We start from the raw sequence: 26,618 nt of genomic DNA, 5'->3' as shown, positions 1-26,618 counted from the left end.
TGGAGTTTTTATGAGTGGTGAGCCTTCCGTAAGACTAGTTCAGCAAGCTGATTATCAGTTTGCTATTTATTACAACGAAGAGCGTGATCCCATTTACGGAGATGAGCCGCCACCCCTGGGAAAATCACAAGGTGCTACGCCATCTCAGTTCTTGCTGGCAGGCGTGGCTAATTGCTTGTCTGATTCCTTACTCTTTGCACTCAGAAAGTTTAAGCAAAATCCTGAGCCAATCGAAACAAAGGCCAGTTGCGAAATCGGTAGAAACGCAGAAAACCGTTTACGTATCTTGGCTATCAATGTTGAGATTCGGATTGGCGTGCCAGGCAATACTCTTGAGAACCTTGAGCGTGTATTAGCGCAGTTTCAGGATTTCTGTACCGTATCTTCTAGTGTGAGCTTGGGCATACCCGTTAATGTCACTGTGATCGATAGTGAGGACCTTAAGCTATATCCAGCTGGTTAGCTGCCTTATATTCAAATCACTCTAACGGAACAATGATTTAATCGTTTGTTTTGTGTTCAATGTCATATATGGTTACATTTTTAATGATTGGTATTTAAATGAAAATCTTACAAAATAAGACACTTAAAAGCATAGTCTTTGCAATAAGTCTTCTCACCGTCTCAAGCACGCTTTTCGCACAAGATTCTTGGCCAAACAAGCCAATCAAAATCGTAGTTCCAGTACCAGCCGGGGCAAGCCTAGATACCTTAGCGCGCACCATTGGAAAAGGAGTCTCTGAAAAAATAGGTCAAGCTGTTGTAGTAGAAAATATGGCTGGGGGTGGAAGCAATATTGCGTTTGGTTACGTCGCTAAAGCAGCACCTGATGGTTACACACTGCTTTTGGGTTGGGATAGTCTGACTATCAATCCCGCTTTATACAGCAACCCCCCTTACAAACTCGAGCAGTTTGCGCCCATCACAATGGCAATCACAGCACCCCAGGTTTTGTTAGTAGGACCAAAGCTGCCCGTTAAAAATCTGCGATCTCTCATTGAAGTGGCAAGACTAAGCCCAGGGAAAATTACGCTAGCTAATGCTGGCAGTGGAAGCCCAGGTCATCTTGCTGGAGCATTATTAGAAAGTATGGCTGATATTAAATTTACCAATGTGCCCTACAAAGGCGGCGCCCCTGGAGTTGCGGATTTATTGGCTGGTCACGTTGATGCCATGTTTGTAACACTGCCAGCGGCCCTGCAGTATGTGCGATCAGGCAAACTGACTGCCCTGGGAGTTAGCCCTGCCAAAAGATCTACCGGCGCACCCAGCATCCCCACTATTGCTGAAGCAGGTGTACCGGGTTACGACCTAAATTCTTGGCAAGGAATTTTAGCCCCAGCAGGTACGCCCCAAGCTATCATTACCAAGCTGAATAAAGAAATTGTTCAGACTTTAAAGCAGCCTGCAGTAAAAGAACAATTAATCTCACAGGGATTTGAGATTGTGGCTAGCTCACCTGAATACCTGGCCAAGCAATTGGCAATTCAAACACCTCAGTGGGCAAAACTGGTCAAAGAATCTGGAGCAAAAGTCGACTAACTAAAGGATGTATATGACCTCAAAAAGAAAAATAGATTTTTACTTTAGCTTTATTTCGCTGTATACCTATATTGGCTATGCAGCATTTGAAGAGCTAGTGCAAAAGTACGATCTGGAAGTCACATACAAACCCATAGATCTGCATGCAGTATTTTCCGTCAGCGGTGGATTGCCGGTTTCTAAGCGACCACCCCAAAGGCAGGCATATCGATTCGTTGAAATGCAGCGTTGGGCAATTGCACGAAACATCCCATTAGTGCTCAAACCAAAACACCACCCATCAGACCCGGTAATTGGGCATCGGATGTTAATTGCCGCCATGGCCAAAAATTTAAATGCGCAGGAATTTATTCGTAATTCCTTAAAAATTTTATGGGTCGATGATTTGGACATTAAAGATTCAGCAGTAATGGTGGACGTTGCCAATAAATCAGGTTTAGATGGTGAGCAATTGCTTAAAGCGAGCGCTAGTCAAGAGATTGACGCTGAAGTGGGTCGATTAACAGAAGAGGCGGTTAAAAGGCAGGTGTTTGGTACACCTTTCTTCTTTTATAGGGATGAGCCATTTTGGGGTCAGGACCGGTTGGACTTACTTGAAGAAGCCATCAAGTCAGATCGAGATCCAATCCCATTTGGACTGGTTAAGTAAGCGGTATTTCTGGTTGGCAGCCAGGACTAGAACCTGGCGCCAGAGATTATTCTTCTTCGCGACGCAAGTGTGGGAACAGGATCACATCACGAATATTAGGCACGTCAGTTAGTAGCATGACTAAGCGGTCAATACCAATACCGCAACCACCAGTCGGAGGCATGCCGTATTCCAGCGCACGAATGAAGTCATGGTCAAAGTACATTGCCTCTTCGTCCCCCGCTTCTTTTTGCTCTACTTGCTTACGGAAGCGATTGGCTTGATCTTCAGCATCGTTTAGCTCGGAGAAGCCATTAGCAATCTCACGACCGGTGATGAACAATTCAAAGCGCTCGGTAATGCCAGGGCGGGTATCCGACTCGCGGGCAAGAGGGCTTACTTCGATTGGGTAATCGATGATGTAGGTTGGTTCCCATAGGTGTGACTCAGCAACCAATTCAAAGAGAGCTAATTGAAGGGCGCCAATGCCAGCATTCTTGAGGGTAGGGCTATCTGGGTTCTCGCCACCTTTTTTCAATTCAGCGCGAATGAATGCAGCATTCTCTAATTGAGCCGCTTCATAACTCTTGTTTGACTGGCCGCAATATTTCAGGATGGCTTCAGTAATTGTTAAGCGCTGAAAAGGTTTGCTGAGATCCAGTTCGCGACCTTGGTGGGTCAAAACTGCAGTACCTTGTGCATCCATTGCGGCAGCACGAATTAAGCTCTCCGTGAAATCCATCAGCCAACGGTAATCGGTATAGGCCGCATAGAATTCCATCATCGTGAATTCTGGATTGTGACGTGGGCTGACACCTTCGTTACGGAAATTGCGGTTAATTTCAAACACACGCTCAAAGCCACCCACTACTAGGCGCTTTAAATACAACTCTGGTGCAATGCGCAAGAACATTTGCATGTCTAAAGCATTGTGGTGCGTAATAAATGGCTTAGCAGTTGCGCCACCAGGAATCGGGTGGAGCATGGGTGTTTCAACTTCCATGAAGTCTGCATCGAGCATATGGCGACGCAAAGAAGCAATCGTATTGCTACGTGCTCTGAAAGTATTGCGACTTTCTGGATTGACGATCAAGTCAACATAGCGTTGGCGATACTTTGTCTCGAGGTCCGATAAACCATGGAACTTATCTGGCAGTGGACGTAAGGACTTGCTCAGCAGGCGCAGCTTGCTGCATTCAACTGAGAGTTCACCTTTATTGGTCTTAAATAAATTGCCTTCAGCGGAGATAAAGTCTCCCATATCCCAGTGTTTAAATGCACCATGAATATCGACACCACTGATTTCATCATTAATGTAGAACTGAATTTGCCCACTGCGATCTTGGATGGTGGCAAAGCTTGCCTTACCCATCACCCGCTTAAGCACCATGCGGCCAGCCACTTTGACATGCACCTTCTTGGCAGCCAATTCTTCTTTAGTGAGACTGTCGTAGTGAGTATGAAGATCTGCTGCTAAGTGGGTCGGTACGAAGTCGTTCGGAAATGCGATGCCACCTTCACGAAGTTTGGCTAATTTCTCACGACGCTCGGCAATGATGTGGTTTTCATCTACAGCTTCAGTAGCTGCAGCTTGCTTAGGAGTTGAATTCACTTGATCGTTCATATGGAATATTAATAACTGGAATAGGGGTAGTAAATCAGACGCCTTGCTTCAGGCTGGCTTCAATAAAGGCATCAAGATCACCGTCTAATACTTTTTGTGTATTTGAAATCTCAACGTTGGTACGTAAGTCTTTAATCCGACTTTGGTCCAGTACGTAGGAGCGGATCTGATGACCCCAGCCCACATCAGTTTTACTGGCTTCAAGCTTATCTTGTTCAGCACGACGTTTTTGCATCTCATGCTCATACAGGCGTGATTTCAGCATCGTCATCGCCTCAGCCCTATTGCGGTGCTGGCTTCGGTCATTCTGACACTGCACCACGATTCCGGTAGGTAGGTGGGTTAAGCGAACAGCAGAGTCGGTCTTGTTGATATGCTGACCACCCGCACCCGAGGCGCGATAGGTGTCAGTACGAATGTCTGCTGGATTGACATCAATCTCAATCGAGTCATCAATCTCTGGGTATACGTAGATACTGGCAAAAGAAGTGTGACGGCCATTGGAGGAGTCAAAGGGTGACTTGCGTACCAAACGGTGCACACCAGTTTCTGAGCGCAGGTGTCCGTAAGCATATTCACCATCCACCTTGATAGTGGCACTCTTGATACCGGCAACATCACCATCGGATTCTTCAAGGATTTCTGTCTTGTAGCCTTTGCGCTCGCAATACTTAAGATATTGGCGAAGAAGTATGCTGGCCCAGTCACAAGCCTCTGTTCCGCCGGCACCTGCTTGAACATCGATAAAGCAATTGCAAGAATCCATTTCGTTATGGAACATACGGCGGAACTCAAGATCATGAATGATCTTGCTGTATCCCTCAACGTCTTGTTCGATAGCGCTAATCGTTTCAAAATCACTCTCTTCTTTAGCCATGTCGAATAATTCAAGGGCACCAGTGATATTGCTATTTAAATCGGTGAGAGTGGCAACAACACCATCGAGCAATTTCTTCTCTTTGCCGAGGGCTTGAGCTTTCTTTTGATCATCCCAGATGGTGGGATCTTCCAGAATAGAGTTAACTTCAGTAAGGCGTCGTGACTTTACTTCGAAGTCAAAGATACCCCCGAAGTGCTTGCTCACGAGTGAGCAGATCGGACAGGGTATTTGAAATAATATTGAGTTGTTCGGCTTCCATCCCCTGATTATAAGGGGGTTATTACAGCCTAAGCCTCGTCGTGGGCCTCAATCATGAGTTGTACGCGTGCCTGCCCTTGAAAACGGTCAGTGACTAGGCGATAGGCCAGCTTGGCCTTAGTTGGCAAGGGTTGGGTATGGTTAAACCAGACCCCAGTAAATGGTTTGCTAGCCATTGGACCGCTTCCGATCGGACGTAGCTGCAAACGCAGATGTTTTTCTTTCATGAGACTTTGCTGACTAATCTCAAATTCCCCATAAAAAATGGGTTGAGGAAAGCCCTGACCCCAGATTTCTTCGGCAAGGAGATCGCCGGTTTCGGGTGTGAATTCAGATAGATCCAGTGGGCCATCATGAATATGGCGACGCTCGAGTAATTCATCATTGAGTAAGCCATTGGCAACCTGCTGAAATACTGTATCAAATTTTTCAAAATCGGCTTTTCTAATACTCAGGCCTGCTGCCATAGCATGTCCACCAAACTTCAGAATTAAGCCAGGCTCGCGCTTAGAAACAAGATCCAAAGCATCACGTAGATGAAAACCTGTCAATGATCTACCTGAGCCACGCAACTCTTCCCCGCTAGCACCATCAGCTGGAGCAAAGACAATCGCAGGTCTATTAAAGCGTTCTTTTAAACGAGAGGCCACGATGCCAACCACACCCTGGTGCCACTCTGCATTCCAAAGGCAGATGCTGGAACGCTCTGCCATGGTGCCTGCTAGTTGATCCTCAGCAAGATGGGCGAGAGCGGCTTCTTGCATGCCGCCTTCAATGACACGTCGCTCACGATTGATGCGATCGAGTTCGTAAGCTAGCTCAATGGCTTCTTCGGGCTTGTCGCAAATTAATAAGCGAATACCCAAAGTCATGTCCGCCAGACGTCCTGCTGCATTTAAACGAGGACCGATAGCAAAACCTAGGTCAAAGGTATTAGCCTTGCGAGGATCGCGCACAGCCGCCTGGAATAGTGCCTGAATGCCTGCTTGAGATGCTCCTGTACGAATGCGCTTCAGACCATTAGAAACCAAGATGCGGTTATTACGATCCAGCTGCGCCACATCCGCTACCGTGCCTAAAGCCACGAGATCCAAGAGGTTTTCAATCTTGGGTTGAGTCTCTGCAGTAAATTTTCCGCGCTTTCGCAGTTCTGCTCGTAGAGCAACTAATAAATAGAACATCACACCTACACCGGCAAGCGCTTTACTTGGGAAGCTGCAGCCCGGTTGATTAGGATTGACGATTGCAGTGGCTTTAGGCAGTCGATCGCCTGGTAGGTGGTGGTCAGTCACAATGACTTCCATTCCTAGCTCGCGAGCTCGGTCTACTCCAGCTTCGCTAGCAATGCCGTTATCAACGGTGATGAGATATTTGGGTTTGGGAATTTGCTGGGCAGCAAGATCAACTACCTCTGGTGTTAGTCCGTAGCCCATCGTAAAGCGATTTGGCACCAAGAACTGAATAGGAGTATCTGCCCCACCCAACATCTTCAATCCACGCAGAGCAACAGCACATGCGGTAGCACCGTCACAGTCATAGTCTGCTACCACCAGCATAGGCTCTTTGCGCTCCAAAATATCCGCTAGCAGAGCGGCAGTGCTGATGCAGTTCTTGAGCTCTACTGGTGAAAGTAGTTGCTTCAGATCTAAAGAGAGCTCATCTGGCTTATCAATGCCGCGAGCCGCATATAGTCTTGCTAGCAAAGGGTGTAGACCACTTTGCTGTAACCAGATAGCTGTTCGATCAGAGAAGGGGCGCTGGGAGAATAGACTCATACTGAAATGATTTCTTGCCAAGTTAAGGGTTCTGATTTTTTCCAGAAAGCCCATGACTTTTTGTTTAAGTCTTTAGCTGTGAAGATTCTGTGGCGAGTTTGGCCCCTAGGAAAATCGATCACTTCGATTGCATCTAGTCCATTACTCAAAAGCGCTTTTCTCAAGTTATCCCAAATGCTCTCGGGACGATCAATCCACGCAAATGCATTTTGCAGCCTTGAGAAATCAATTTCACCTTGCTGGGGGATTGCAAGGTATTTAGCTAAACCAGCCAAGAGGGGATGATTTCCATATATCTGATTTACATTCTCAAGCAATGGAGGGGTCTGAATATCAGCTAGTTTGCCAATACCGCTAATCCATAAAGAGTTGATACTGGGGTAGCCACGTTGTTCACGCTCCTGATTGACTGGATCAATGTGCCAGAGCATCTGAATTTCATTTTGGAGTTTGCGCCAAAGCTTAGCAATACCAGCGTCGTTTGTATCGCGTGGCATCCACCAGTCAATATTGCGACCATGCGCTTGATCAATCGAGTGCGTTGCAAGACTAGCAAATGGACCTGCTGAAATAAACCAATCACGCTGGCCCTGAAATAAGACCTTACTTCTAAAATCTTCTTCGATGAAAGGAAGGGCAATTTGCAACAAGTTGGCAGATTCATTTACTGTCAGATCAATCTGACTTTGCGCCATCAGGATTAAATGATCTCGAGTGGCATGCAGGTGGACTGGCTGTAGACAGGCAATCACTTCATTTGGATTCACTGCTAGCTCGCTTTGGCCCAATAGCAAGACTGGGGCAATCGGTAGTCGATCGCCCACTAGAAAACGCTCTTGTGGAAGTCCGCTGGGCGGGGTATCCCGCTCTAATCCAGCGTCAACAGTATCTTCCCCTGACACCATCAGGGTAAAGCGTCGCAAAGAACTTGTTTGGGAGGTCAAATTGGCAGTCATTCCCTTGATTTTAGGTGGCATTTACAGAATCCATCGGTTTGCTCGTTTAATTCACTAAACTGTAAGCATGTTGAGACTTCCTATTGAACTGGAAATTGGCCTGCGCTACACCCGATCTAAGCGTCGCAAGACGGTAGGTAAGCGTGATGGCTTCCTGTCTTTTATTTCTGGAATCTCCACTGCTGGCATTGCTTTGGGCGTTGCCGCCCTGATTGTGGTGCTCTCAGTTATGAACGGCTTCCAGAAGGAAGTGCGTGACCGCATGCTGTCCGTCCTTTCTCATATTGAAATTACTGCCCCAGATGGCTTAGCCAATTGGGAGCCCGTTGCACTCAAGGTAGCTGCTCAGCCCCACGTAGTAGGTGTCGCTCCGATGGTTAGTTCGCAAGGTTTACTCAGTCGCGAGAACGTCATGCGTGGCGTCTCAATTCGTGGCGTATTACCCAGCGAGGAAGGTAAGGTCTCTGATTTACCTAAGCAGTTTGTTACCGGCAGCATCGATGATTTAAAACCAGGCGCCTTTGGGGTTGCCTTAGGCGCTCAGCTTGCCAATATGGTTGGTGCTCGCCTTGGCGATCGTATTAATTTGATCGTGCCAGAGAGTGATCTCACTCCGGCAGGCGCCATGCCCAGAATGCGGACGCTACAAGTAGTCGGCATCGTGGATAGCGGTCATTATGAATACGACAGCTCTCTAGCCATCATGCATTGGAAAGATGCCGCCGCTTTACTGCGCTTGCAAGATCCATCTGGCTTGCGCGTGAAGGTCGATGATATGCAGCGTGCTCCAGAGATTGCTGCTGAGTTAGCTCAAGTTGTGCCACAAGCCTTGTGGGTGAGCGACTGGTCACGTTCCAATCGAAATTGGTTTGCTGCTGTTCAAACTGAAAGAAAGATGATGTTCATCATCCTGACCTTGATTATTGCGGTTGCCGCTTTTAATTTGGTATCCACCCTTGTAATGACGGTGAATGAGAAGCAGGCTGATATTGCTATCTTAAGAACGATGGGCGCGAGTCCAGGACTTATTCAGAGAATCTTCTTGGTGCAAGGTTTAGCAATTGGCTTACTAGGCTCTCTAGCCGGGGTTGGCTTGGGTCTCCTGATTGCTTTAAATATTGATGTGATTGTTCCTGCAATTGAAGCCATCTTCCGCGTACGCTTCTTGCCACGGGATGTGTACTTCATTAGCGAGCTTCCATCGGATGTTCGTTTATCTGATGTCGTTATAGTAGGTTTGATGGCTTTTGGCCTTTCCATATTAGCCACCTTATATCCAAGTCGACGAGCCGCTCAAGTTCAGCCTGCGGAGGCATTGCGCTATGAGTGATTCCAATCAAATTATTCTGAGTGCATCAGGTCTGGCAAAGACCTATGGCAAGGGACCGACTGCAGTTGATGTTTTGAAAGAAATTGATTTGCAGGTAAGCGCTTCTGAGAAGGTCGCCATTGTTGGGTCCTCAGGCTCAGGTAAAAGTACCTTGTTGCATCTATTAGGCGGCTTAGATACTCCCAGCGCTGGTACTGTCATGCTTGCTGGGCAGAATCTCCATAAATTGTCAGTAAGCAAATTAGATCAACTACGCAATCACAATCTGGGTTTTATTTACCAGTTCCATCATCTCCTAGATGAATTCAGCGCCGTTGAGAATGTCGCCTTGCCTTTGCGTATTCGTGGCCTGAGTAACGAAGAGTCTATGGAGCGAGCAAATACGATGCTGCATGCAGTTGGCTTAGCGAGGCGTGTTCAGCACACACCTGGTGAACTGTCTGGTGGTGAGCGTCAGCGTGTTGCAGTTGCCCGTGCATTAGTTGGTAACCCCTCTTGTGTTCTGGCAGATGAGCCGACGGGTAATCTCGATACCGAAACTGCCGATGGTGTATTTGACTTGATGTTAGATATTGCTCGTGAGCAGGGCACAGCTTTTGTGATCGTCACTCACGATCCTATTCGCGCGAAACGTTGTGACCGGATTTTGCATTTAGAGCGCGGAGTATTAAAGACCTTCGCACAATGAGCGAAGTGAATAAAGAACTTGCATGGGTGGATACCCATTGCCACTTAGATGCGTCAGAGTTCATAGATATTCTTCCGGAGATTATTTCAGGTGCAGCGAATAAAGGCGTTAAAGCTATTTTGCTACCTACTGTTCAGGCTTCTGATTGGGGCCCAGCAAAACATTTAGCCAACCAGTACGGTAAGCAAATTCCAGGATTGGTCTACACGCTAGGTATTCATCCGTTGTATATCAATCGTGCTCAAGAGGGCGATATCGAGACTCTTAAAAATCAGATTGAGCAATCATTATATGATCCACGATTTGTGGGTGTTGGTGAGATTGGCCTTGACTACTTTGTCGAAGGGCTTGATCCCCAGTGTCAAGAGTTTTTCTTTCACAAGCAATTAGATTTAGCGCAGCAATTTCAGTTACCAGTGATTTTGCATGTGCGTCGTTCACAGGATGCCATTCTGAAAGCGCTGCGTAAAAGAACTATTCCTAGCGGTATCGCGCATGCTTTTAATGGCAGCCATCAGCAAGCTGAGCAATTTATTGAGCTCGGATTTAAGTTAGGCTTCGGTGGCGCAGCTACCTACGATCGAGCTTTGCAGATTCGACGACTTCTGCAAGAGATGCCATTAGATTGCATCGTTACCGAAACCGACTCTCCTGACATTCCGCCAGCCTGGTTAAAAGAGGAGGGCGGCAAGTTCAATGAACCTGCTTTGCTCCCCAGAATTACTCAGGAATTAGCGGGCATTCGTGGAATCGGTGAGGATGTATTTTCAAAAGCAGTCTGGCAAAACACCATGCAAGCATTACCCCGTTGGTCATCCCTCATGACTGACAACCCAAACCTACAATCCGCTTCTTAATAACTTGCGTACCAATATTGCGGCGTTTATCGCCGGGGGATCGCTACTTCTATTTTTACCTGCTGTGCCAGGGTATTGGGGTTGGATATGTGCGACGACCATCATCATTTCTCTATTAGGCGTTTACCTCAATCGCTCATCGATTCGATATCGTAATGCTAGTAGCGTATTAATAGCAATCTGTTGTTGCACCTTGGGGTTTGCTTGGAATGCAGACTATGCGCAAGGTCGTTTAAATAATATTCTCCCAATCGAGTATGAGGGTAAAGACCTTGTGCTTGAGGGCAGAGTCAATGCCTTGCCACAGAGCTCACCCAGTGGTGCCAAGTTTTCTTTTGAGGTAGATCAGGCATTCTTAGGTAAAGGGCTGATTGAATCTTTTCCTACGCAGATCTATTTGAGTTGGCAGCCCGCATGGCGGAATCCTCAGGATGTACCAGAAGTCATTCCAGGGCAACGCTGGGAATTGAAGGTCAAAATCAAAAGACCTTACGGGTCTCTCAATCCCCATACTTTTGATTTTGAGCGTTGGTCCTTCCATCAAGACTTTGGTGCCAGTGGATCAGTCAGGTCAGGAAAGTTAATCCTTGAGAAAGATATCGCCTTTACAGAATTTGCGCTAGCCATGGAGTATCAGCGCTGGAAGTTAAGGCAAAAGATTCAGCGCTTATTACCAAAAGATGCTCGCTATGGCGGTGTGATTGCTGCCCTGGTGATGGGCGATCAAAATTCAATCGACCAAGATGATTGGCGTGTATTTAATGCTACTGGTATTGGACATCTCATCTCCATATCAGGGCTCCATGTCACGATGTTGGCTGGATTTGGTGCCATGCTTGCCACTTTTCTCTGGCGTCGCAGCACGCTACCACTCTGGGTTCCGGTTGGTAAGGTTGCTGCTGCAGTAGGTTTTTTGATAGCTTTCATCTATGCATGGCTGGCAGGTTTTCAAATACCGGCGCAGCGAACGATGTACATGGTTGGGGTAGTTGCATTTGCCTTATGGTCCGGCAGAAATCCTCGCTCATTTGATATTTGGTGGTGGGCTCTATTTTTTGTACTAGTCATTGATCCGATGGCACCTTACACGCCAGGTTTCTGGCTGTCGTTTGGAGCGGTAGCGGCGATCTTGTATGCCATGCAAGATTCCGATGGTTTATTGGGCTTGCCTACCGGTAGAGAGTTGGAAGTGCATTGGAAAGATAGAATGATTCAGGCACTCCGTGAGGCTTGCCGAGTGCAAACGGTTGTCACTATCGCACTTTTACCATTGACCTTATATTGGTTTTATCAAGCCTCGATTGTTTCGCCACTGGCAAATGCTATTGCTATTCCTGTAGTGAGCTATATCGTGACGCCTCTTGCAATTGCTGGTGCTTTGCTGCCTGACTTCTTTGGCAAATGGTTGTTGATACCAGCGCATGCCACGATGGACTACTTGGCCATCATGCTTACATGGATGGCGAACTGGAAATGGTCAATTGCTTGGTCTAGCCAGCCTGCTTGGTGGGCGATAGCCTTATCCATTATCGGAATCATCATAGCGATTCGTCCTGGATCTATTCAAGAGAGCTGGATATCAAGAGTAGCGGGTCTCGTATTGTGTGTAACCCTATTCATTGAGCCACTGACTAATCACCATTTGGCAAAAGGCGAGTTTCGCGCAACCGTATTGGATATCGGCCAGGGTACAGCCGTCCTGATTGAAACCAAAACAAAACGACTGCTGTACGACACCGGACCTATTCAGGGAAAAGACAATGCTGGGCAAAGAATCATCTTGCCTTACTTGAGGGGTAGAGGAATTCATCACATTGATCGCATGGTGATTAGCCATAGTGATAGCGATCACATTGGAGGCGCTGCAACTCTGCTTAAAGAAATGAGCTTCGATTCCATGATGGGATCCTTACCCAGTACTAACCCCTTGCTCGCCAATTTAGAGGACAGAAAGATCCCCGCGATTCCCTGTCGCTTTGGTCAGCAATGGTCATGGGATGGGGTGGACTTTCAGATTTGGCATCCACATGAGAATACAGTTTTTGAGGATCAGCACCCCAGAAAGCCCAATGAAGTCAGTTGCGTTCTGGAAGTTCGCAATCAAGTAACTTCATTTTGGTTAACGGGTGATGTAGAAAAGCAGGGTGAAGCAGAAATCACTGAGCGCTTAACCCCAACAGCACTCAATCATTTAAAGGATAAGAATTTGATATTCATGGCGCCACACCACGGTAGCAAAACATCTTCTTCGCAAGAGCTCTTAACGGCACTCAGTCCCGATGAAGCATTTGCACAGAACGGTTATCGCAATCGATACGGCCATCCACACCCTACAGTCACCGCCCGATACCAAAGTATGAATATTCCGTTTTATCAAACACCAACTACTGGTGCACAGGTTTGGAAATTTCCGGCCAAATCAGAGCGTAAGCAAGATGAGTTGCTATTTTGGCGACAGGATAGCAGGCGACTATGGCATCGAGAGCCAAGCTAGAGCAAATGAATTGTGTTGTGTGTATGATGTGTATAATATAAGGGAGGTCAATGCATAGCAAAAAGCTAATTGAGCTTTTGAAGGGTGAAGGATGGGTGTTGAGCAGAACAAAAGGATCGCATCACATATTTACTCATAAAACAAAGTCTGGACATGTCTGTATCCCACATCCAAAAAAAGATTTGGGTTTGGGGTTGGCAGAAAAAATACTGAAACAAGCCGGATTAAGGGAGGGTCTTAGATGAAATATCCAATAGCGATTGAGCCTGGAAGCGAGAAAAATGCATGGGGAGTTGTTGTCCCGGATTTGCCTGGTTGTTTTTCTGCTGCTGATAGCGGCCTTGATGAAGCAATAGATCAGGCCAAAGAGGCTATAGAGCTTTGGATTGAGATGGCTTTAGATAGAGGTCAAGCAATACCAAAGCCTAGCTCCCTAAGAGAACTACAGAAGAAAAAAGAATATAAGGGTTGGGCTTGGGCGATTGTGGAAATTGATCCAGCATTGCTTTCGGATGAAATCGAGCGAATAAATATCACCCTGCCAAAAAGAGTATTGGCAAGATTAGATGCAAAAGCAAAAAAGGCTGGAGAAAACAGATCTGCATTTATTGCACATTTGGCACTAACTGCTTGATGTGCCCGATCTTTTGGCATCCTAATATTGATATTCAGCGTAAACTAAAAGTATGAAGAAATTCATCGCACTTCTCTTCTTTAGTTTTTTCGTTAGCCAAATTAACGCTGCGATGATGCCTGTTGATTTAAATGTAGCTAGTAGTGTTGTTGTAGCATCGAGTCATGATCACTGCCAAGAGGCGGCATCTGCTGGCCTCACTGAGGATGGTAAGTCTAGTACTAATGCTAGCGCTACCCATTATTGCTGTGCAGTAGTTGCTATTCTGAGTGTTTCACCTGAGTTTTTTGCATCACAGCAGGTCGATGTTTACTTACACAGCGACGCTTCAACACCCGCATCCAATATTGCCGAATCCATTTACAAGCCTCCCAGAAATTATCTGTAATCACTTTTGATTGTGGCATTGAGATGCCTTTTGATAATTTTCGTTTTGGAGAATCGTAATGAACATGACTCACTACATGGAGCTATTGGCTGATAATCAGCCTTGGAACCTACTAATCTTTATGGCTATACCGATAGTGCTTGCTGAGACTCTAGCAATCACTGAGTTATATATTTTGTTTACCCGAAAGTTCGATGGCTTTGTCTATCACCTGAATCGATTTGCGGGTACAACGGTGGGGTTGTATTTCATTGGCGTTATCGCATACTTAATGACTACTGCAGTACTACCCATCACCAAAAATAATGAATGGCGTACCGCTATCGATGTAATTGCGGTTGCTAGTTATCTGGTTGGTGGCTTACCTCTGATTTGGATTGCCCTGCAAGAGTTTGGTTTTGTGAACAAAGCCTTAGATCAAATGGGTAAGTTGAAAATTCATGCGATCTGCGTTGCCTTGTTTTTGGTCTTTGGACACATTGCCATGATTGCCGGAATGCTTGATCCTGCCTTATTGGGGTACAAGAGTGCTAACACGCATCAAATGGGTGGTGGCACCAGTAGCGCCGGTCATGAGTACTGCGATCCAGCAATGCATGAAGAGATGAAAGCAATTCACCAGCAGATGATGAATGGTGGAAATATGCCCAATAGCAATCCCAACAAGATGCCCATGAACCCCAAAAGTCACATGCACTAAGCTCTAACGTTGCCATGCATTCTGTACATGGCAACTACATGATCCCGAGAAAGCAAAAAGGCTTCTGAGTCAATTGACCTAGAAGCCTTGTACTGTTTGGTTGCGGGGGCAGGATTTGAACCTACGACCTTCGGGTTATGAGCCCGACGAGCTGCCAGACTGCTCCACCCCGCGTCTGAAGCTGTAATTCTAGCATTTTTTTAACCTCGCCGTCGAGCTATTCCTTAATTTGGTGCTTAAAAAAGCGGTTTTTAAACAGAAATATGACTTGAGAGTCAGTCTGCATAAGGTGTAACATACCGCAACACAATATTTCTCAAAGGTGATGAGATGTCCATTAGCAATCCTGAGTTTTCAAGTTCTGATTTATTAAAGCCCGTTGATCTGCATGGTGATCACGATACTAATAAAAAAGGCTTGGGAACGATGATGTTGGCTGCCATTGGTGTAGTGTTTGGAGATATTGGCACCAGCCCTTTATATGCGCTCAAAGAATGCTTTGATCCAGATCACGGTATTGCATTTTCACCAGAAGCACTGTTTGGCGTGATTGCCATGATGATTTGGTCATTAATTCTTGTCGTTACTGTTAAATATGTGATCTTTGTGATGAGGGCTGACAATAAAGGTGAGGGTGGAGTGCTGTCCCTCATGACTTTAGCCTTGAGGTCCTTTAAGAGCGACTCTAAAACTTATTACTGTTTGATGATTCTAGGTATGCTCGGATCTTGCATGTTACTGGGCGAGTCCGTGATTACCCCAGCGATCTCGGTACTTTCTGCTGTAGAGGGCATTGAGATTGCAACACCGAGTCTGCACAAATTTATTTTGCCAATATCGTTGGCAATTCTTATTGCACTCTTTTGTATCCAAAGATATGGCACGGCAGCAGTGGGTAAACTTTTTGGCCCTATTACGCTGTTATGGTTTATTGTGCTGGCCGTTCTTGGGGTGATTAATATAGGGGCTGCACCACAAATTATTGGTGCTCTCAACCCTGCACATGCTTTGCAATTTATCATCGACCATCCTACTGTCGCCTACATTGTGATGGGCGGTGTCGTATTGGTAGTGACTGGTGTTGAAGCACTTTATTTAGATATGGGTCATTTTGGTCGTAACCCTGTGCGTTACGCTTGGCTTTTAATTGTGTTACCTAGCCTGTTAATTAATTATCTAGGTCAGGGCGCATTGTTGTTGTCTAATCCAGAAGCTGCCGCTAATCCATTTTACTTAATGGTTCCAGAGTGGGCATTATGGCCAGTGGTAGGCTTGGCAACAGCAGCGACCGTGATTGCTTCTCAAGCAGTTATTTCTGGAGCCTACTCCCTCGTGAGTCAAGCCATCTTGCTCGGTTTCATGCCGCGGATGACTATCATGCATACATCGGATTCTGAGCAGGGGCAAATTTATGTGCCTGTAGTGAACTGGGCTTTGTTATTCATGGTGATAGTTACCATCATCGAATTTAAAGCGTCGGTTAACTTGGCGGCGGCTTATGGTATTTCAGTAACCTCGACCATGATGATCACGGCTGTTCTACTAGCAGTAGTGATGTATCGCGAATGGAAGATGAATATCTTGCTAGTGATTGCCTTAACTGTAGTGTTCTTTACCTTGGATTTTGCATTCTGGACGGCCAATTTAATTAAGATTAAAGATGGCGGTTGGTACCCATTATTCCTGGGCCTATTGATTTTTACTTGCTTGATCACCTGGTATCGAGGCCGCAAACTCTTGCGCGATAAATTGATTGCAGGATCGATCCATTTACAGGAATTTGTGGCTGGTTTATTGGCCCATCCTCCACACCGTGTTGAGGGAACAGCTATCTTTTTAACCGCGCACATTGATTATGTGCCAATCGCAATGTTGCACAACTTAAAACATAACCGGGTCATGCATGAGCGCATCTTTTTTGTGAAGCTCAGCACATGGGACGTGCCTTACGTTAATGATCAGGAGCGACTGAGCATCAACGATTTGGGCGGCAATATATTCTTAGTCAGAGCGGTTTATGGCTTTAAAGAATCGCCCGACATCAATAAGGTATTGTCATTACTTAGTGAGCAGAAAAATATTGAATTTAATTTAATGGATACCTCATTCTTTGTTGCACGTGACACTATCGTTCCATCGGCAAATCCTGGGATGGCCTTATGGAGAGAGAAGCTGTTTGGTTGGATGATGCAAAACGCAGCCAAGCCATCTGACTTCTTTAAGATTCCTACTAATCGCTTAGTTGAGCTTGGTGCAAAGGTAGAGATTTGAGCAAGCTGTTTTCTTTGCGCACAGTATGCTCGTTCGGCGTTTTTTTGTTAGTTTGCTTCTTCAGCACTCTGTCGTTAGCGACTCCGGCCGAGGAAGCGCAGTTGGAGCAATTGGATAAGATTGAACGTGATCTTGAGTTACAACGTGATTGGGCTAAGTATCGCTGGGATAAAGCCAACTTCGAGTGCTATCAAAAGTATTGGGTTAATGACTGCCTAAAAGATTCGCGGGCACAATATCGTAAAGAGATTGATCCCATACGTGTGCAAGAAGTAGAGTTGCATGAAGTGCAGCGTAAGTTACGGGCTAGCATTAAAGATCAACGTGATGCTGCTAAGATTGCTGAACGTGCCTCTACTGAAAAAGCAGCTGAGCGCATGTCCAATCAAAAAGAATTTGAAGAGAAACAAAAAGCAGCCGCTGCTCGTGCAGCAGATGTAGAGCAACGCCGTAAAGATGCGCCTAAGCGTGCTCAAGAAAACAAAGCGGGCACTCAGCTCGATTAATCCTTTGGCCAAAATAAAAACAATCTATATCTGTCAGTCGTGTGGTGGCAGCTCTGCTAAATGGCAGGGGCAGTGCCCCTCATGTCAGGCATGGAATACCTTGGAAGAGGGTGTTCCTGAGGTCAGCTCAAATACCCGCTTTCAGGGGCTGGCACAGTCGCTCCCTCGTCAAAAGCTTTCCGCTATATCTGCTGAAGATCTTCCGCGCTTTAGCACGGGTGTAGAAGAGTTTGATCGCGTATTAGGTGGCGGATTAGTGCCTGGTGGCGTTGTGCTGTTGGGTGGTGATCCTGGCATTGGCAAATCTACTCTCTTACTCCAAGCCCTTGCTGAGATGAGTGCTGCAGGTATGAACGTGCTCTATAGCAGTGGTGAAGAATCTGCGGCGCAAATTGCATTACGTGCCAAACGTATTGCGCTCGATGCGCCGCAATTAGAGGTGCTGGCTGAGATTCAGTTAGAAAAGCTCTTATCTATTATGGATACGGTCAAGCCACAGGTCTTGGTGGTCGATTCCATTCAGACTTTGTATTCAGAAGTATTGAGCTCAGCTCCAGGTTCGGTTGCCCAAGTGCGAGAGTGTGCTGCGCAATTAACCAGAGCCGCTAAATCTAGCGGTATCTGTGTCTTGATGGTGGGGCATGTTACTAAGGATGGTCATTTAGCCGGCCCCCGTGTGCTCGAGCACATTGTTGATACCGTCTTGTATTTTGAGGGTGATACGCATTCCTCCTTTAGATTGGTGCGCTCGATTAAAAACCGTTTTGGCGCAGTCAATGAGCTTGGTGTATTTGCTATGACTGAAAAAGGTTTACGTGGCGTTGCAAACCCTTCAGCAATTTTTCTTTCTCAGCATGCGGAGATGGTGCCGGGTGCCTGCGTATTGGTGACACAAGAAGGTAGTCGACCGCTCTTGGTTGAAATTCAGGCGCTGGTAGATACAGCGCATATTCCAAATCCTCGCCGCCTAGCCGTTGGTTTAGAGCAAGCCCGTTTAGCTATGCTCTTGGCGGTACTGCATCGTCACGCCGGTGTTGCCTGCTTTGATCAAGACGTCTTCTTAAATGCAGTAGGTGGCGTGAAGATCTCAGAACCAGCAGCTGACTTAGCAGTGTTGTTGGCAATTCAATCTTCGATTCGCAACAAGGCCTTACCTAAAGAGTTGATCGTATTTGGTGAGGTTGGTTTAGCTGGGGAAATTCGTCCCTGCCCACGTGGTCAGGAGCGCCTGAAAGAGGCTGCCAAACTCGGATTTACTGTAGCCATTATTCCGAAGGCCAATATGCCGAAGACTAAGATTCCAGGATTAATAGTGATCCCAGTAGAGCGTATTGATCAAGCGATCTCTGCGGCAGCAGAGCTGAGCTAAGCTAAGCTAAGTCTCAGAATTGAATTTAGCGCAAGTCTTCCGCTTGAATCAGTAGCACTTGCTCATCGCCCGCAGATACTTCCATCCAGATGACAGGAATTTGAGGGAAGGCTTTTTTAAAGTACTCATACTCATTACCAATCTCAATCAGAATTGCACCACGTTCAGATAGATAGTCGGGAGCGCCCGCAATAATCTTCCGAATCAGATCCATGCCATCATCGCCGCCAGCTAATGCAAGAGCAGGCTCTGCATGGTATTCAGCTGGCAGGGCGTTCATCGAGTTGGCATTGACGTAAGGTGGATTGCAAATGATGAGATCAAAGAGATTATCTTCATGGGGTTCTGGGAGTGCATTCCAGAGATCGCCCTCAAACAGTTCTATCTGTGAAGTCAGGCCATGACGATCGAGATTACGTGATGCCACTGCTAATGCAGGCAAGCTAATGTCACATGCACTCACATGAATATCGGGGCAAGTTAAAGCTAACAAAATTGCTAAAGAGCCATTGCCGGTACAAAGGTCTAGGGCTTTGCCATCAGCCGGCAACCAAGGTTCTAGCGAGCCATCTACGATGAGCTCGGCTATCCAGGAGCGGGGAATAATACTCTGTTCACTAGAGAAAAAAGGTACACCCATTAACCAAGCTTCACCCAGGATATAAGCCAGTGGTTTGCGTGTGGAGATGCGGGTTTGTGTCACCTCAAGCGCCTGAGCAATTTGCTCAGCACTCATCACTTGCTCTAAGTGATCCAGTGCATCTGTAGGACTTAAGTTAAGTTGTTTACTGACAATCCAGAGAGCTTCACTCTGTGCATCAATGGCACCATGACCATAATGCAAATCTGCCGTCTCTAGTTCTTGTGCAATCTGATCAATGCATTGATCAAGCGTCAGAGATTGCTGGGGCGCAGGGTCCATAAGGAGTATTTATCAGAAAGGTAATTGACGAGACAGCCTTAAGCAACAAGTTGCTCAAGTGTCTTGCGGTAGATATTTTTGAGTGGCACCACATCGTCCACAATCACGCACTCATCAATCTTATGGCTAGTCGCATTGAGCGGACCAAACTCAACCACCTCATTGCAAATCTTCGCAATAAATCGACCATCACTCGTACCGCCAGTGGTGGAGAGCTCTGTATTAATCTTCATTTCAGCTTTAATGGCCTTACGTAGGGCGCCAGCAAGAGCACCATCCCCGGTAATGAATGGACTGCCACCTAAGACCCAATCAATTTCAAAGTCGAGACCTGCGGTAGTGAGAATGCCCTCTAGGCGACTGCGCAACTCTTCTGGCTTGCTCTCGGTAGAGAAGCGGAAATTGAAATCAATTACCAACTCCCCAGGAATCACGTTATTCGCACCAGTACCCGCATGAATGTTGGAGATTTGAAAGCTCGTAGGCTGGAAATATTGATTACCCTTGTCCCACTCAGTCTCAACGAGCGCTTGAATCGCTGGCGCAGACAAGTGGATCGGATTTTTACCCAGGTGAGGGTAGGCAATATGCGCCTGAATACCTTTAACTTGAAGCTTGCCCGAGAGTGATCCACGGCGACCGTTCTTAATCATGTCACCGAGTTGATCAACTGAAGTTGGCTCACCAATGACACAGTAATCCAAACGCTGACCTTGCTTTTGCAAGCGCTCGCACATGATGACAGTGCCGTCGTTGGCTGGACCCTCTTCATCACTGGTAATCAAAAAGGCAATCGTACCTTTGTGATCAGGGTGGGTGATAACAAACTCTTCGGTCGCGACCACAAATCCCGCGAGAGAGGTTTTCATATCTGCAGCGCCACGACCATAGAGCATCCCATCTCTAATGGTTGGGGAAAACGGATCATTGGTCCATTTTTCTAATGGGCCAGTAGGCACAACATCCGTATGGCCAGCAAACACTAAGACCTTGCCCTGATCTCCAGATGCACCTTTTTTGATTGCCCACAAATTAGTCACCTGAAAATTATCAGGACCACTCACAACGCTCTCTGTGTGAAAGCCAATGGCTTGAAGGCGTTTGGCAATGAGTTCCTGGCAACCTCCGTCCGCCGGGGTTACCGAACGGCAGGAGATAAGGGCTTCAGTTAACTCTAGGGTGGCACTCATGTATTTAGCTTTAAAACTTAATCACGCAAGAGTTCGTTAATCGCAGTCTTAGCTCTAGTTTGAGCATCCACCTTTTTCACAATGATTGCGGCGTACAGGCTGTACTTGCCACAAGCAGAGGGGAGGGAGCCTGGAACTACAACAGAACCTGCTGGTACGCGGCCGTAATGGATCTCACCGGTTTCGCGGTCGTAGATCTTGGTGCTTTGACCAATGTAAACGCCCATAGAGAGAACAGCATTTTCTTCAATAACGACGCCTTCAACGACCTCAGAGCGGGCTCCAATAAAGCAGTTATCTTCAATAATCACTGGACCAGCTTGAATTGGTTCCAAAACACCACCAATACCGACGCCACCAGAAAGATGTACGTTTTTACCGATTTGGGCACATGAGCCTACGGTTGCCCAGGTATCGACCATGGTGCCTTCACCGACATAAGCGCCGATATTGACGTAGGAAGGCATTAAAACGGCATTCTTACCGATAAATGAGCCACGACGAGCCATTGCTGGGGGAACCACGCGGAAACCGCCGTTGGCGAAGTCTTCGGCAGTGTAGTTCTCAAACTTGCTCGGTACCTTGTCGTAAAACTGGGTATAGCCACCAGCGCCCATAGGTTTGTTGTCTTCCAGGCGGAAAGACAGCAAAACTGCCTTTTTGACCCACTGGTTTACTTCCCATTTACCAACGCTAAGGCGCTCAGCCACGCGAATAGTGCCTGTATTGAGGCCCTCGAGTACGGCGTTCACGGCGTTACGGATTTCCCCGGAAACGGCCTCAGGAGACAGGTTTGCGCGGTTTTCCCAGGCTTGATCGATGATGCTTTGTGGTGATTTGCTCATGCTTTTCAGTTAACTATCAGATTGTTAAGGGGTTTTGTCCCTGGATATAGATTGATCATTATATCGGTGAGGCAAAAACCCGTGTGGGGAGCCTTAAGCTTGCTATCATCTTCCCACTTTAGTAATAATTTTTACCCCCTTATTTGAACCCCCTTTTTCCCTGCAAAGTACGCCGTGCAACTGAAATCCATCAAACTTTCCGGCTTTAAGTCCTTCGTCGATCCAACCCATTTTGAAATGCCAGGTCAATTGATCGGTGTTGTGGGACCTAACGGTTGCGGAAAGTCGAACATCATTGACGCCGTGCGCTGGGTTTTGGGTGAGTCTCGCGCAAGTGAATTACGAGGCGAATCAATGCAAGACGTCATCTTTAATGGCTCTGGTTTACGTAAACCTTCGGGTCGTGCCAGCGTCGAACTCATTTTTGATAATTCAGAAGGACGCGCTCAAGGTCAGTGGAGTGCTTTTACAGAATTGGGCATCAAACGCGTTTTGACGCGTGATGGTAATTCTAGTTATTACGTCAATAATCAAGTCGTTCGCCGTAAAGATATTCAAGATATTTTCTTGGGTACCGGCATGGGTCCAAGAGGCTACGCGATCATCGGACAGGGCACTATCAATCGCATCTTGGAAGCAAAGCCGGAAGAGTTGCGTGTGTTCTTGGAAGAAGCAGCTGGTGTCTCTAAGTACAAAGAGCGCCGTAAAGAAACTGCCTCCCGCCTTGAAGATACAAAAGAAAACTTAGTACGCGTAGAAGATATTCTGCGTGAGCTCGATCAACAGGTCACTCGTTTAGAGAAGCAGGCTACTGTTGCTGAGCGCCATGCTGAATTATCTGCTGCAATGAAGTCGCAACAGCAGTTACTCTGGTTTGTACGTCAGACTGAAGCTGGCAAGGAGCAAGAGCGTCATGCTAACGGTATTCGTGACACGCAAGTGAGTTTAGAAGAACAGACTGCCAAAATGCGTCATGTGGAGACTGAGCTCGAGACAATGCGTACTGAGCAGTACGCTCTACAAGATAAAGTTTCTCAAGCTCAAGGCGATTTGTATCAAACAAATGCTGATGTCAGTCAAGTAGAGTCACAAATTCGTTACGTGCAAGAAGCACGCCAGCGTTTGCAGCAGCAATCTCAAGATTTACTAGCTCAGCTGCAGCGTTGGACTGTTCAAGAAACCGATGCAGCGCAAGCGCAGCGCACTGCTGAGCATGAGCTCAGCCTAGCTGCAGAAAAAGAGCAAACATTAATCGCGGACTTATCTGGCTTACAAGAGCAGATGCCAGCCCGTGAAGAGGCTTATCAAATTCATGCGCGCGAACTCAATGATGCGCGCGAGAACTTAGCTACGATTGATCAGCGCTTGGCTAGTTTGGGTGAGCGCGTTAAAGCCATTACTTCACAAGTAGAAGAGCTCAAGGGGCGCGATACCCGTCTTGAGGCTGAACTCGCTGGTATGCGTAGACCTGATGCTGAAGCATTGCAAATGGCCATTGATCGTCATGCGATGGCTCAGCGTAAGGTAGATGAAGCGAGACAAAAAGCAGGTGAGGCGCAACAACGTGTTCCTGCGGCTGATGAAGCTCGCAATACAGCACAACAACAAATTCAATCTGCTAACCAAGAGTTAGCGCAAACCGAAGCCAAACTCACTGCATTAACTGCCTTGCAAGCCAGTGTTCAAGCTCAAGGCAAGATTGGTCCGTGGCTTGAGAGTAAGGGCTTAAAAGAGAGTAAGCGGTTGTGGCAAGAGCTCAAGGTGGAGAGTGGTTGGGAAGCTGCCTTGGAGTCCGTGTTGCGCGAGCGCTTAGCTGCTGTTACAGCTAAGAGCGTTCAGGAAACACTAGCCTTAGCGAATGATGCGCCTCCAAGTCGTTTAGCGATCTTGCTCACAGAAGACATTTCTCCTGCGCACACTACCGTGCCAGCAGATTTCACACCCTTGTTAACTCGCGTTCAAAGTGCAGGCGCACCACGCGTAGCTGCTGTATTGCAAGAGTGGTTAGATAACATCTATATTGCCAATAGTTTGGAAGATGCATTGCATCGCCGTGAGAAGTTACCTGCTGGCGGTACTTTTGTTACTCAACAAGGCCACTTAGTGAGTCGTGTGGGTGTGCAGCTTTATGCAGCAGACTCTGAGCAAGCTGGCATGTTGGCTCGCGCTCAAGAGATGGAAGGTCTCGAGAAGCAATTACGTGCACAGAAATTAATTCAGAGTGAGTTGCAGGGTGAGCTGGATCAATGTGCTGCTAATTACCAAGCCGCCCATCAAGCTGCTGAGCAAACCCGTATTGCCGCAGAGCATGCCGTGCAAGAAGTACACGGCTTTGAAGTAGAGAGAATGCAGTTAACTCAGGCTGAAGAAAAGTATAGCCAACGCGCTGAACAAATCCAGGGTGAGTTAAGTGAGTTGCGTCAGCAAATAGAGCAACTGACTCAAGTGCAAGAGCAATCTTCACAAGAGCTCGCTCAGTCAGAAGAATCCAAACAGGGCTTGCAAGAGAATTTAGCTATTGCTCAAGAAAAACTAGAGCTAGCTACCCAAGAGCGCGATCGCCTTCGCGAATCCTTACGCTCTTCAGAAATGTCTGCCCAAGAAGCAGCATTTTCAACCCGTTCTTTACAACAGCGTATTTCAGACTTGCAACGTGACCAAAGTACTGCGCGTGTACAGATCATGGAGATTCAGGATAAGCAGGCCACTTCTGAGCAAGAGCTACAAACTCTCAGCGATGAAGAAGCTCAAGATAAATTACAAGGATTGCTTCTGGCTCGCAGTGCTCGTGAGGCAGCATTGGCTAACGCACGCACAGAACAAGACGCCCTGTTGCATCAATTGCGTGAAGCTGATGAAGTGCGCTTGCAGATTGAGCGCAGTCTTCAGCCCATGCGCGATAAAGTGGTCGACTTACAGTTGCGCGAACAGGCTGCCCGTTTGAACTTTGAACAGTTTGCAACCTTGCTGTCTGAGGCTGAAGCGGATCTATCTGCACTTGAAGTGAGTTTTAGCCCAGATCTGAAGGTAGGCGGGCTGCAAACTGAAGTAAATCGCCTCAATACAGAGATTCAATCTTTGGGCCCAGTCAACATGGCTGCCTTAGATGAACTCTCCAGTTCACGTGAGCGTAAACAGTTCTTAGATGCCCAATCGGCTGACTTGAATGAAGCCATGCAGACTTTGACAGATGCAATTGCCAAGATTGATGCAGAGACCCGCGATCTCTTGCAGGGTACTTTTGATCAGGTCAATATACATTTCGGTAAGTTATTTCCCGAGCTGTTTGGTGGTGGTCATGCGGAGTTGGTCATGACTGGTGAGGAGATCTTGGATGCTGGTGTTCAGGTCATGGCTCAGCCTCCAGGCAAGAAACTTAGTTCCATCTATTTGTTATCCGGCGGCGAAAAAGCGCTAACCGCAATTGCCCTAGTCTTTTCTCTCTTCCTACTCAATCCAGCGCCGTTCTGCTTGCTTGATGAGGTTGATGCACCATTGGATGATGCGAATACCTTGCGTTATGCGCAGATGGTTGCCAAAATGTCCAGTAAGACTCAATTTGTATTCATCTCACATAACAAGATCACTATGGAAATCGCTCATCAGTTGATTGGCGTCACCATGCAAGAGCAGGGTGTATCCCGTATTGTGGCGGTGGATATCTCTTCCGCGGTATCGATGGTGGAGGCAGCTTAAGTGGATCTAGAGCAAATCATGACAGCACTGGGTTTGTCTGACTTGCAGTTCGCTTTGGCGGTTATTGGCCTGCTGATTCTGATTTTAGTGGCTATTCTGAATGTTAAATATGCTCGCGCGCTGCGTAAAGCAAAAGCGAGCGTTGAGTATTACGCCACTGAGCGAAGTGCGCGTGAACCAACTTTTAAGGCCGGTTTTGCTGACCCTATTCCTGGCGAACAGATTGAACCAGTTTTTAAACAAGGCGCCTTGCCAGTCTTTACGATTGATCCAAGAATAGATTGTGTTATTACTTTACGCTTTTCCCAGTCAATCATCGGATCAGAGATCCTAAAGGAAATACATTCCTGGGAAGATTTATCTGCTCCATCATCAGCCCGTTGGATGTGCGAGGGTTTCAATGTGGATCATGGCTCTTCTGAGGCATGGGGTTTGCTTATGCCTGACTCTTCTTATTCAGAGCTTCAGCTTGCTATTCAATTAGCAAGTCGTCGTGGTCCCATAGGCGTGCTGGAGTTATCCGACTTTTGTTCTAGAGCTCAGGCGCTTGCCTTAACACTTGGCTCGCAGATTGATATGCCAAGCGTAACTACGATGTTGGATAAGGCTAAAGATTTGGATTTCATGGCTGCTGAAAGCGATATTCAATTGAGCATCAATGTACTATTTGATGAAGCATACTCTTGGAATAGTCTTGATTCTTTGATGCGTCAACGTGGATTTATCTTGTCGCGCAGCGGCCGCACTTATGAGTACTTTAGTAATCGAGCACCTATTTTTAGCAGTAATGACCTGAACCCTGGCAAGCCTGTGCAGCAACTGACCTTACTTCTTGAGCTGCCTTTGGTTTCCTTTGAGGAGAAAGCATTCGAGCGCATGCTGGCAGAGGGCCTTGAAATTGCACAAGTTGCTCAGGGTCGTTTAGTCGATGACAACGGCATCAATTTATCTGAAATTTCTATTCAAAGCATTCGTAAACACCTCGATGGTTTATATGAAAATCTCGAGAGAAACGGTGTTCCTGCTGGATCTTCTGCTGCCAGTAGGCTTTTTAGCTGAGGAATC

23 protein-coding genes and 1 tRNA gene are annotated in these 26,618 nt (G+C 46.9%); 16 read left to right on the top strand and 8 right to left on the bottom strand.

Translation table 11 applies throughout. The annotated features are described in order from the left end of the window. Positions 1 to 10: 10 nt before the first annotated feature. The 3 genes from FD977_RS07475 to FD977_RS07465 all read left to right on the top strand — a co-directional run bounded on the left by FD977_RS07475 (position 11) and on the right by FD977_RS07465 (position 2,191). Positions 11 to 463, top strand: coding sequence for an OsmC family protein (locus tag FD977_RS07475; RefSeq protein WP_215304626.1), 453 nt, complete (start codon positions 11 to 13; stop codon positions 461 to 463). 98 nt (positions 464 to 561) lie between these two features. Next, entirely contained in the window at positions 562 to 1,542 is a 981-nt protein-coding gene (locus tag FD977_RS07470; protein WP_215304625.1) for a tripartite tricarboxylate transporter substrate binding protein, read from the top strand. 13 nt (positions 1,543 to 1,555) lie between these two features. Beyond that, the gene (locus tag FD977_RS07465) at positions 1,556 to 2,191 is read left to right on the top strand and encodes a 2-hydroxychromene-2-carboxylate isomerase (RefSeq protein ID WP_215304623.1); all 636 of its coding nucleotides are present in this window, start codon (positions 1,556 to 1,558) and stop codon (positions 2,189 to 2,191) included. Between the two features lie 46 nt (positions 2,192 to 2,237). On the opposite strand, the gene lysS is transcribed toward FD977_RS07465, so the two are convergent. The 4 genes from lysS to FD977_RS07445 form a co-directional block, all read right to left on the bottom strand. Next, positions 2,238 to 3,794 carry a lysine--tRNA ligase gene (gene lysS / locus FD977_RS07460; RefSeq protein WP_215304621.1) on the bottom strand — a complete coding sequence of 519 codons (1,557 nt, stop codon included), beginning with the start codon at positions 3,792 to 3,794 and terminating at the stop codon, positions 2,238 to 2,240. 34 nt (positions 3,795 to 3,828) lie between these two features. Further along, positions 3,829 to 4,933, bottom strand: a protein-coding gene (gene prfB / locus FD977_RS07455; RefSeq protein WP_215304619.1) for a peptide chain release factor 2 whose coding sequence is annotated in 2 segments (ribosomal slippage) — positions 3,829 to 4,851 and positions 4,853 to 4,933 — 1,104 coding nt in all. Because the reading frame shifts where the segments join, the coding sequence is not laid out codon by codon here. Positions 4,934 to 4,961: 28 nt separating this feature from the next. Continuing rightward, the gene (recJ, locus tag FD977_RS07450) at positions 4,962 to 6,707 is read right to left on the bottom strand and encodes a single-stranded-DNA-specific exonuclease RecJ (protein ID WP_215304617.1); all 1,746 of its coding nucleotides are present in this window, start codon (positions 6,705 to 6,707) and stop codon (positions 4,962 to 4,964) included. Beyond that, on the bottom strand, positions 6,704 to 7,684 hold the full coding sequence (locus FD977_RS07445) for a hypothetical protein (protein ID WP_215304616.1): 981 nt from the start codon (positions 7,682 to 7,684) through the stop codon (positions 6,704 to 6,706). The genes recJ and FD977_RS07445 overlap by 4 nt, the downstream gene beginning before the upstream one ends. 49 nt (positions 7,685 to 7,733) lie before the next feature. Here FD977_RS07445 and FD977_RS07440 point away from each other — a divergent pair, with 49 nt between their 5' ends. The 8 genes from FD977_RS07440 to FD977_RS07405 are packed head-to-tail and all read left to right on the top strand — an operon-like array spanning position 7,734 to position 14,754. Next, the gene (locus FD977_RS07440; protein WP_215307093.1) at positions 7,734 to 8,993 is read left to right on the top strand and encodes a lipoprotein-releasing ABC transporter permease subunit; all 1,260 of its coding nucleotides are present in this window, start codon (positions 7,734 to 7,736) and stop codon (positions 8,991 to 8,993) included. Beyond that, positions 8,986 to 9,681, top strand: a complete 696-nt coding sequence (lolD, locus tag FD977_RS07435; RefSeq protein WP_215304614.1) for a lipoprotein-releasing ABC transporter ATP-binding protein LolD — start codon at positions 8,986 to 8,988, stop codon at positions 9,679 to 9,681. Before FD977_RS07440 ends, lolD begins: the two co-directional genes overlap by 8 nt. Next, a complete protein-coding gene (locus FD977_RS07430; protein ID WP_215304612.1) occupies positions 9,678 to 10,538 on the top strand; it encodes a TatD family hydrolase in 861 nt (286 codons plus the stop codon). Before lolD ends, FD977_RS07430 begins: the two co-directional genes overlap by 4 nt. Before the next feature lie 4 nt (positions 10,539 to 10,542). Further along, positions 10,543 to 13,032 (top strand): DNA internalization-related competence protein ComEC/Rec2, encoded by a 2,490-nt coding sequence (locus FD977_RS07425; RefSeq protein WP_251369460.1) that lies wholly within the window; start codon positions 10,543 to 10,545, stop codon positions 13,030 to 13,032. A gap of 50 nt (positions 13,033 to 13,082) precedes the next feature. After that, the gene (locus FD977_RS07420) at positions 13,083 to 13,277 is read left to right on the top strand and encodes a type II toxin-antitoxin system HicA family toxin (RefSeq protein ID WP_215304610.1); all 195 of its coding nucleotides are present in this window, start codon (positions 13,083 to 13,085) and stop codon (positions 13,275 to 13,277) included. Then, positions 13,274 to 13,666 (top strand): type II toxin-antitoxin system HicB family antitoxin, encoded by a 393-nt coding sequence (locus FD977_RS07415; protein WP_215304608.1) that lies wholly within the window; start codon positions 13,274 to 13,276, stop codon positions 13,664 to 13,666. Before FD977_RS07420 ends, FD977_RS07415 begins: the two co-directional genes overlap by 4 nt. Positions 13,667 to 13,718: 52 nt before the next feature. Next, positions 13,719 to 14,054, top strand: coding sequence for a hypothetical protein (locus FD977_RS07410; RefSeq protein ID WP_215304606.1), 336 nt, complete (start codon positions 13,719 to 13,721; stop codon positions 14,052 to 14,054). A gap of 58 nt (positions 14,055 to 14,112) precedes the next feature. After that, the gene (locus FD977_RS07405; protein WP_215304604.1) at positions 14,113 to 14,754 is read left to right on the top strand and encodes a DUF6803 family protein; all 642 of its coding nucleotides are present in this window, start codon (positions 14,113 to 14,115) and stop codon (positions 14,752 to 14,754) included. Positions 14,755 to 14,851: 97 nt separating this feature from the next. Here the strand turns inward: FD977_RS07405 and FD977_RS07400 are convergent. After that, positions 14,852 to 14,928: transfer RNA gene (locus FD977_RS07400), tRNA-Met, on the bottom strand. 156 nt (positions 14,929 to 15,084) lie between these two features. On the opposite strand from FD977_RS07400, the gene FD977_RS07395 reads away from it, so the two are divergent. Genes FD977_RS07395 through radA form a run of 3 tightly spaced genes read left to right on the top strand, consistent with a single transcriptional unit; the run spans position 15,085 to position 18,900 of the window. Continuing rightward, positions 15,085 to 17,025 carry a potassium transporter Kup gene (locus FD977_RS07395; protein ID WP_215304602.1) on the top strand — a complete coding sequence of 647 codons (1,941 nt, stop codon included), beginning with the start codon at positions 15,085 to 15,087 and terminating at the stop codon, positions 17,023 to 17,025. Beyond that, a complete protein-coding gene (locus tag FD977_RS07390) occupies positions 17,022 to 17,531 on the top strand; it encodes a hypothetical protein (protein ID WP_215304601.1) in 510 nt (169 codons plus the stop codon). The genes FD977_RS07395 and FD977_RS07390 overlap by 4 nt, the downstream gene beginning before the upstream one ends. Positions 17,532 to 17,535: 4 nt before the next feature. Continuing rightward, complete coding sequence (gene radA, locus FD977_RS07385; protein ID WP_215307091.1) at positions 17,536 to 18,900, top strand: DNA repair protein RadA; 1,365 nt, start codon at positions 17,536 to 17,538, stop codon at positions 18,898 to 18,900. A 25-nt stretch (positions 18,901 to 18,925) separates the two neighbouring features. Here the strand turns inward: radA and prmB are convergent, their stop codons facing one another. From prmB to dapD, 3 genes are read right to left on the bottom strand one after another with little or no spacing between them, the layout of a single operon-like run. After that, on the bottom strand, positions 18,926 to 19,822 hold the full coding sequence (gene prmB, locus FD977_RS07380) for a 50S ribosomal protein L3 N(5)-glutamine methyltransferase (protein ID WP_215304599.1): 897 nt from the start codon (positions 19,820 to 19,822) through the stop codon (positions 18,926 to 18,928). Between the two features lie 38 nt (positions 19,823 to 19,860). Next, positions 19,861 to 21,012, bottom strand: coding sequence for a succinyl-diaminopimelate desuccinylase (dapE, locus tag FD977_RS07375; protein WP_215304597.1), 1,152 nt, complete (start codon positions 21,010 to 21,012; stop codon positions 19,861 to 19,863). Positions 21,013 to 21,029: 17 nt separating this feature from the next. Continuing rightward, positions 21,030 to 21,857, bottom strand: coding sequence for a 2,3,4,5-tetrahydropyridine-2,6-dicarboxylate N-succinyltransferase (gene dapD / locus FD977_RS07370; protein ID WP_215304595.1), 828 nt, complete (start codon positions 21,855 to 21,857; stop codon positions 21,030 to 21,032). 174 nt (positions 21,858 to 22,031) lie between these two features. On the opposite strand from dapD, the gene smc reads away from it, so the two are divergent. Next, positions 22,032 to 25,553, top strand: a complete 3,522-nt coding sequence (smc, locus tag FD977_RS07365) for a chromosome segregation protein SMC (protein ID WP_215304588.1) — start codon at positions 22,032 to 22,034, stop codon at positions 25,551 to 25,553. 18 nt (positions 25,554 to 25,571) lie between these two features. After that, positions 25,572 to 26,612, top strand: coding sequence for a cell division protein ZipA C-terminal FtsZ-binding domain-containing protein (locus FD977_RS07360; protein WP_215304586.1), 1,041 nt, complete (start codon positions 25,572 to 25,574; stop codon positions 26,610 to 26,612). The last annotated feature ends 6 nt before the right edge of the window (positions 26,613 to 26,618 follow it).

Origin of the sequence: Polynucleobacter sp. AP-Elch-400A-B2, assembly GCF_018688355.1 — a bacterium.
Lineage (GTDB): Bacteria > Pseudomonadota > Gammaproteobacteria > Burkholderiales > Burkholderiaceae > Polynucleobacter.
Note: the sequence above shows the minus strand (reverse complement) of the source record. Positions and strands in the feature narration are given on the sequence as shown.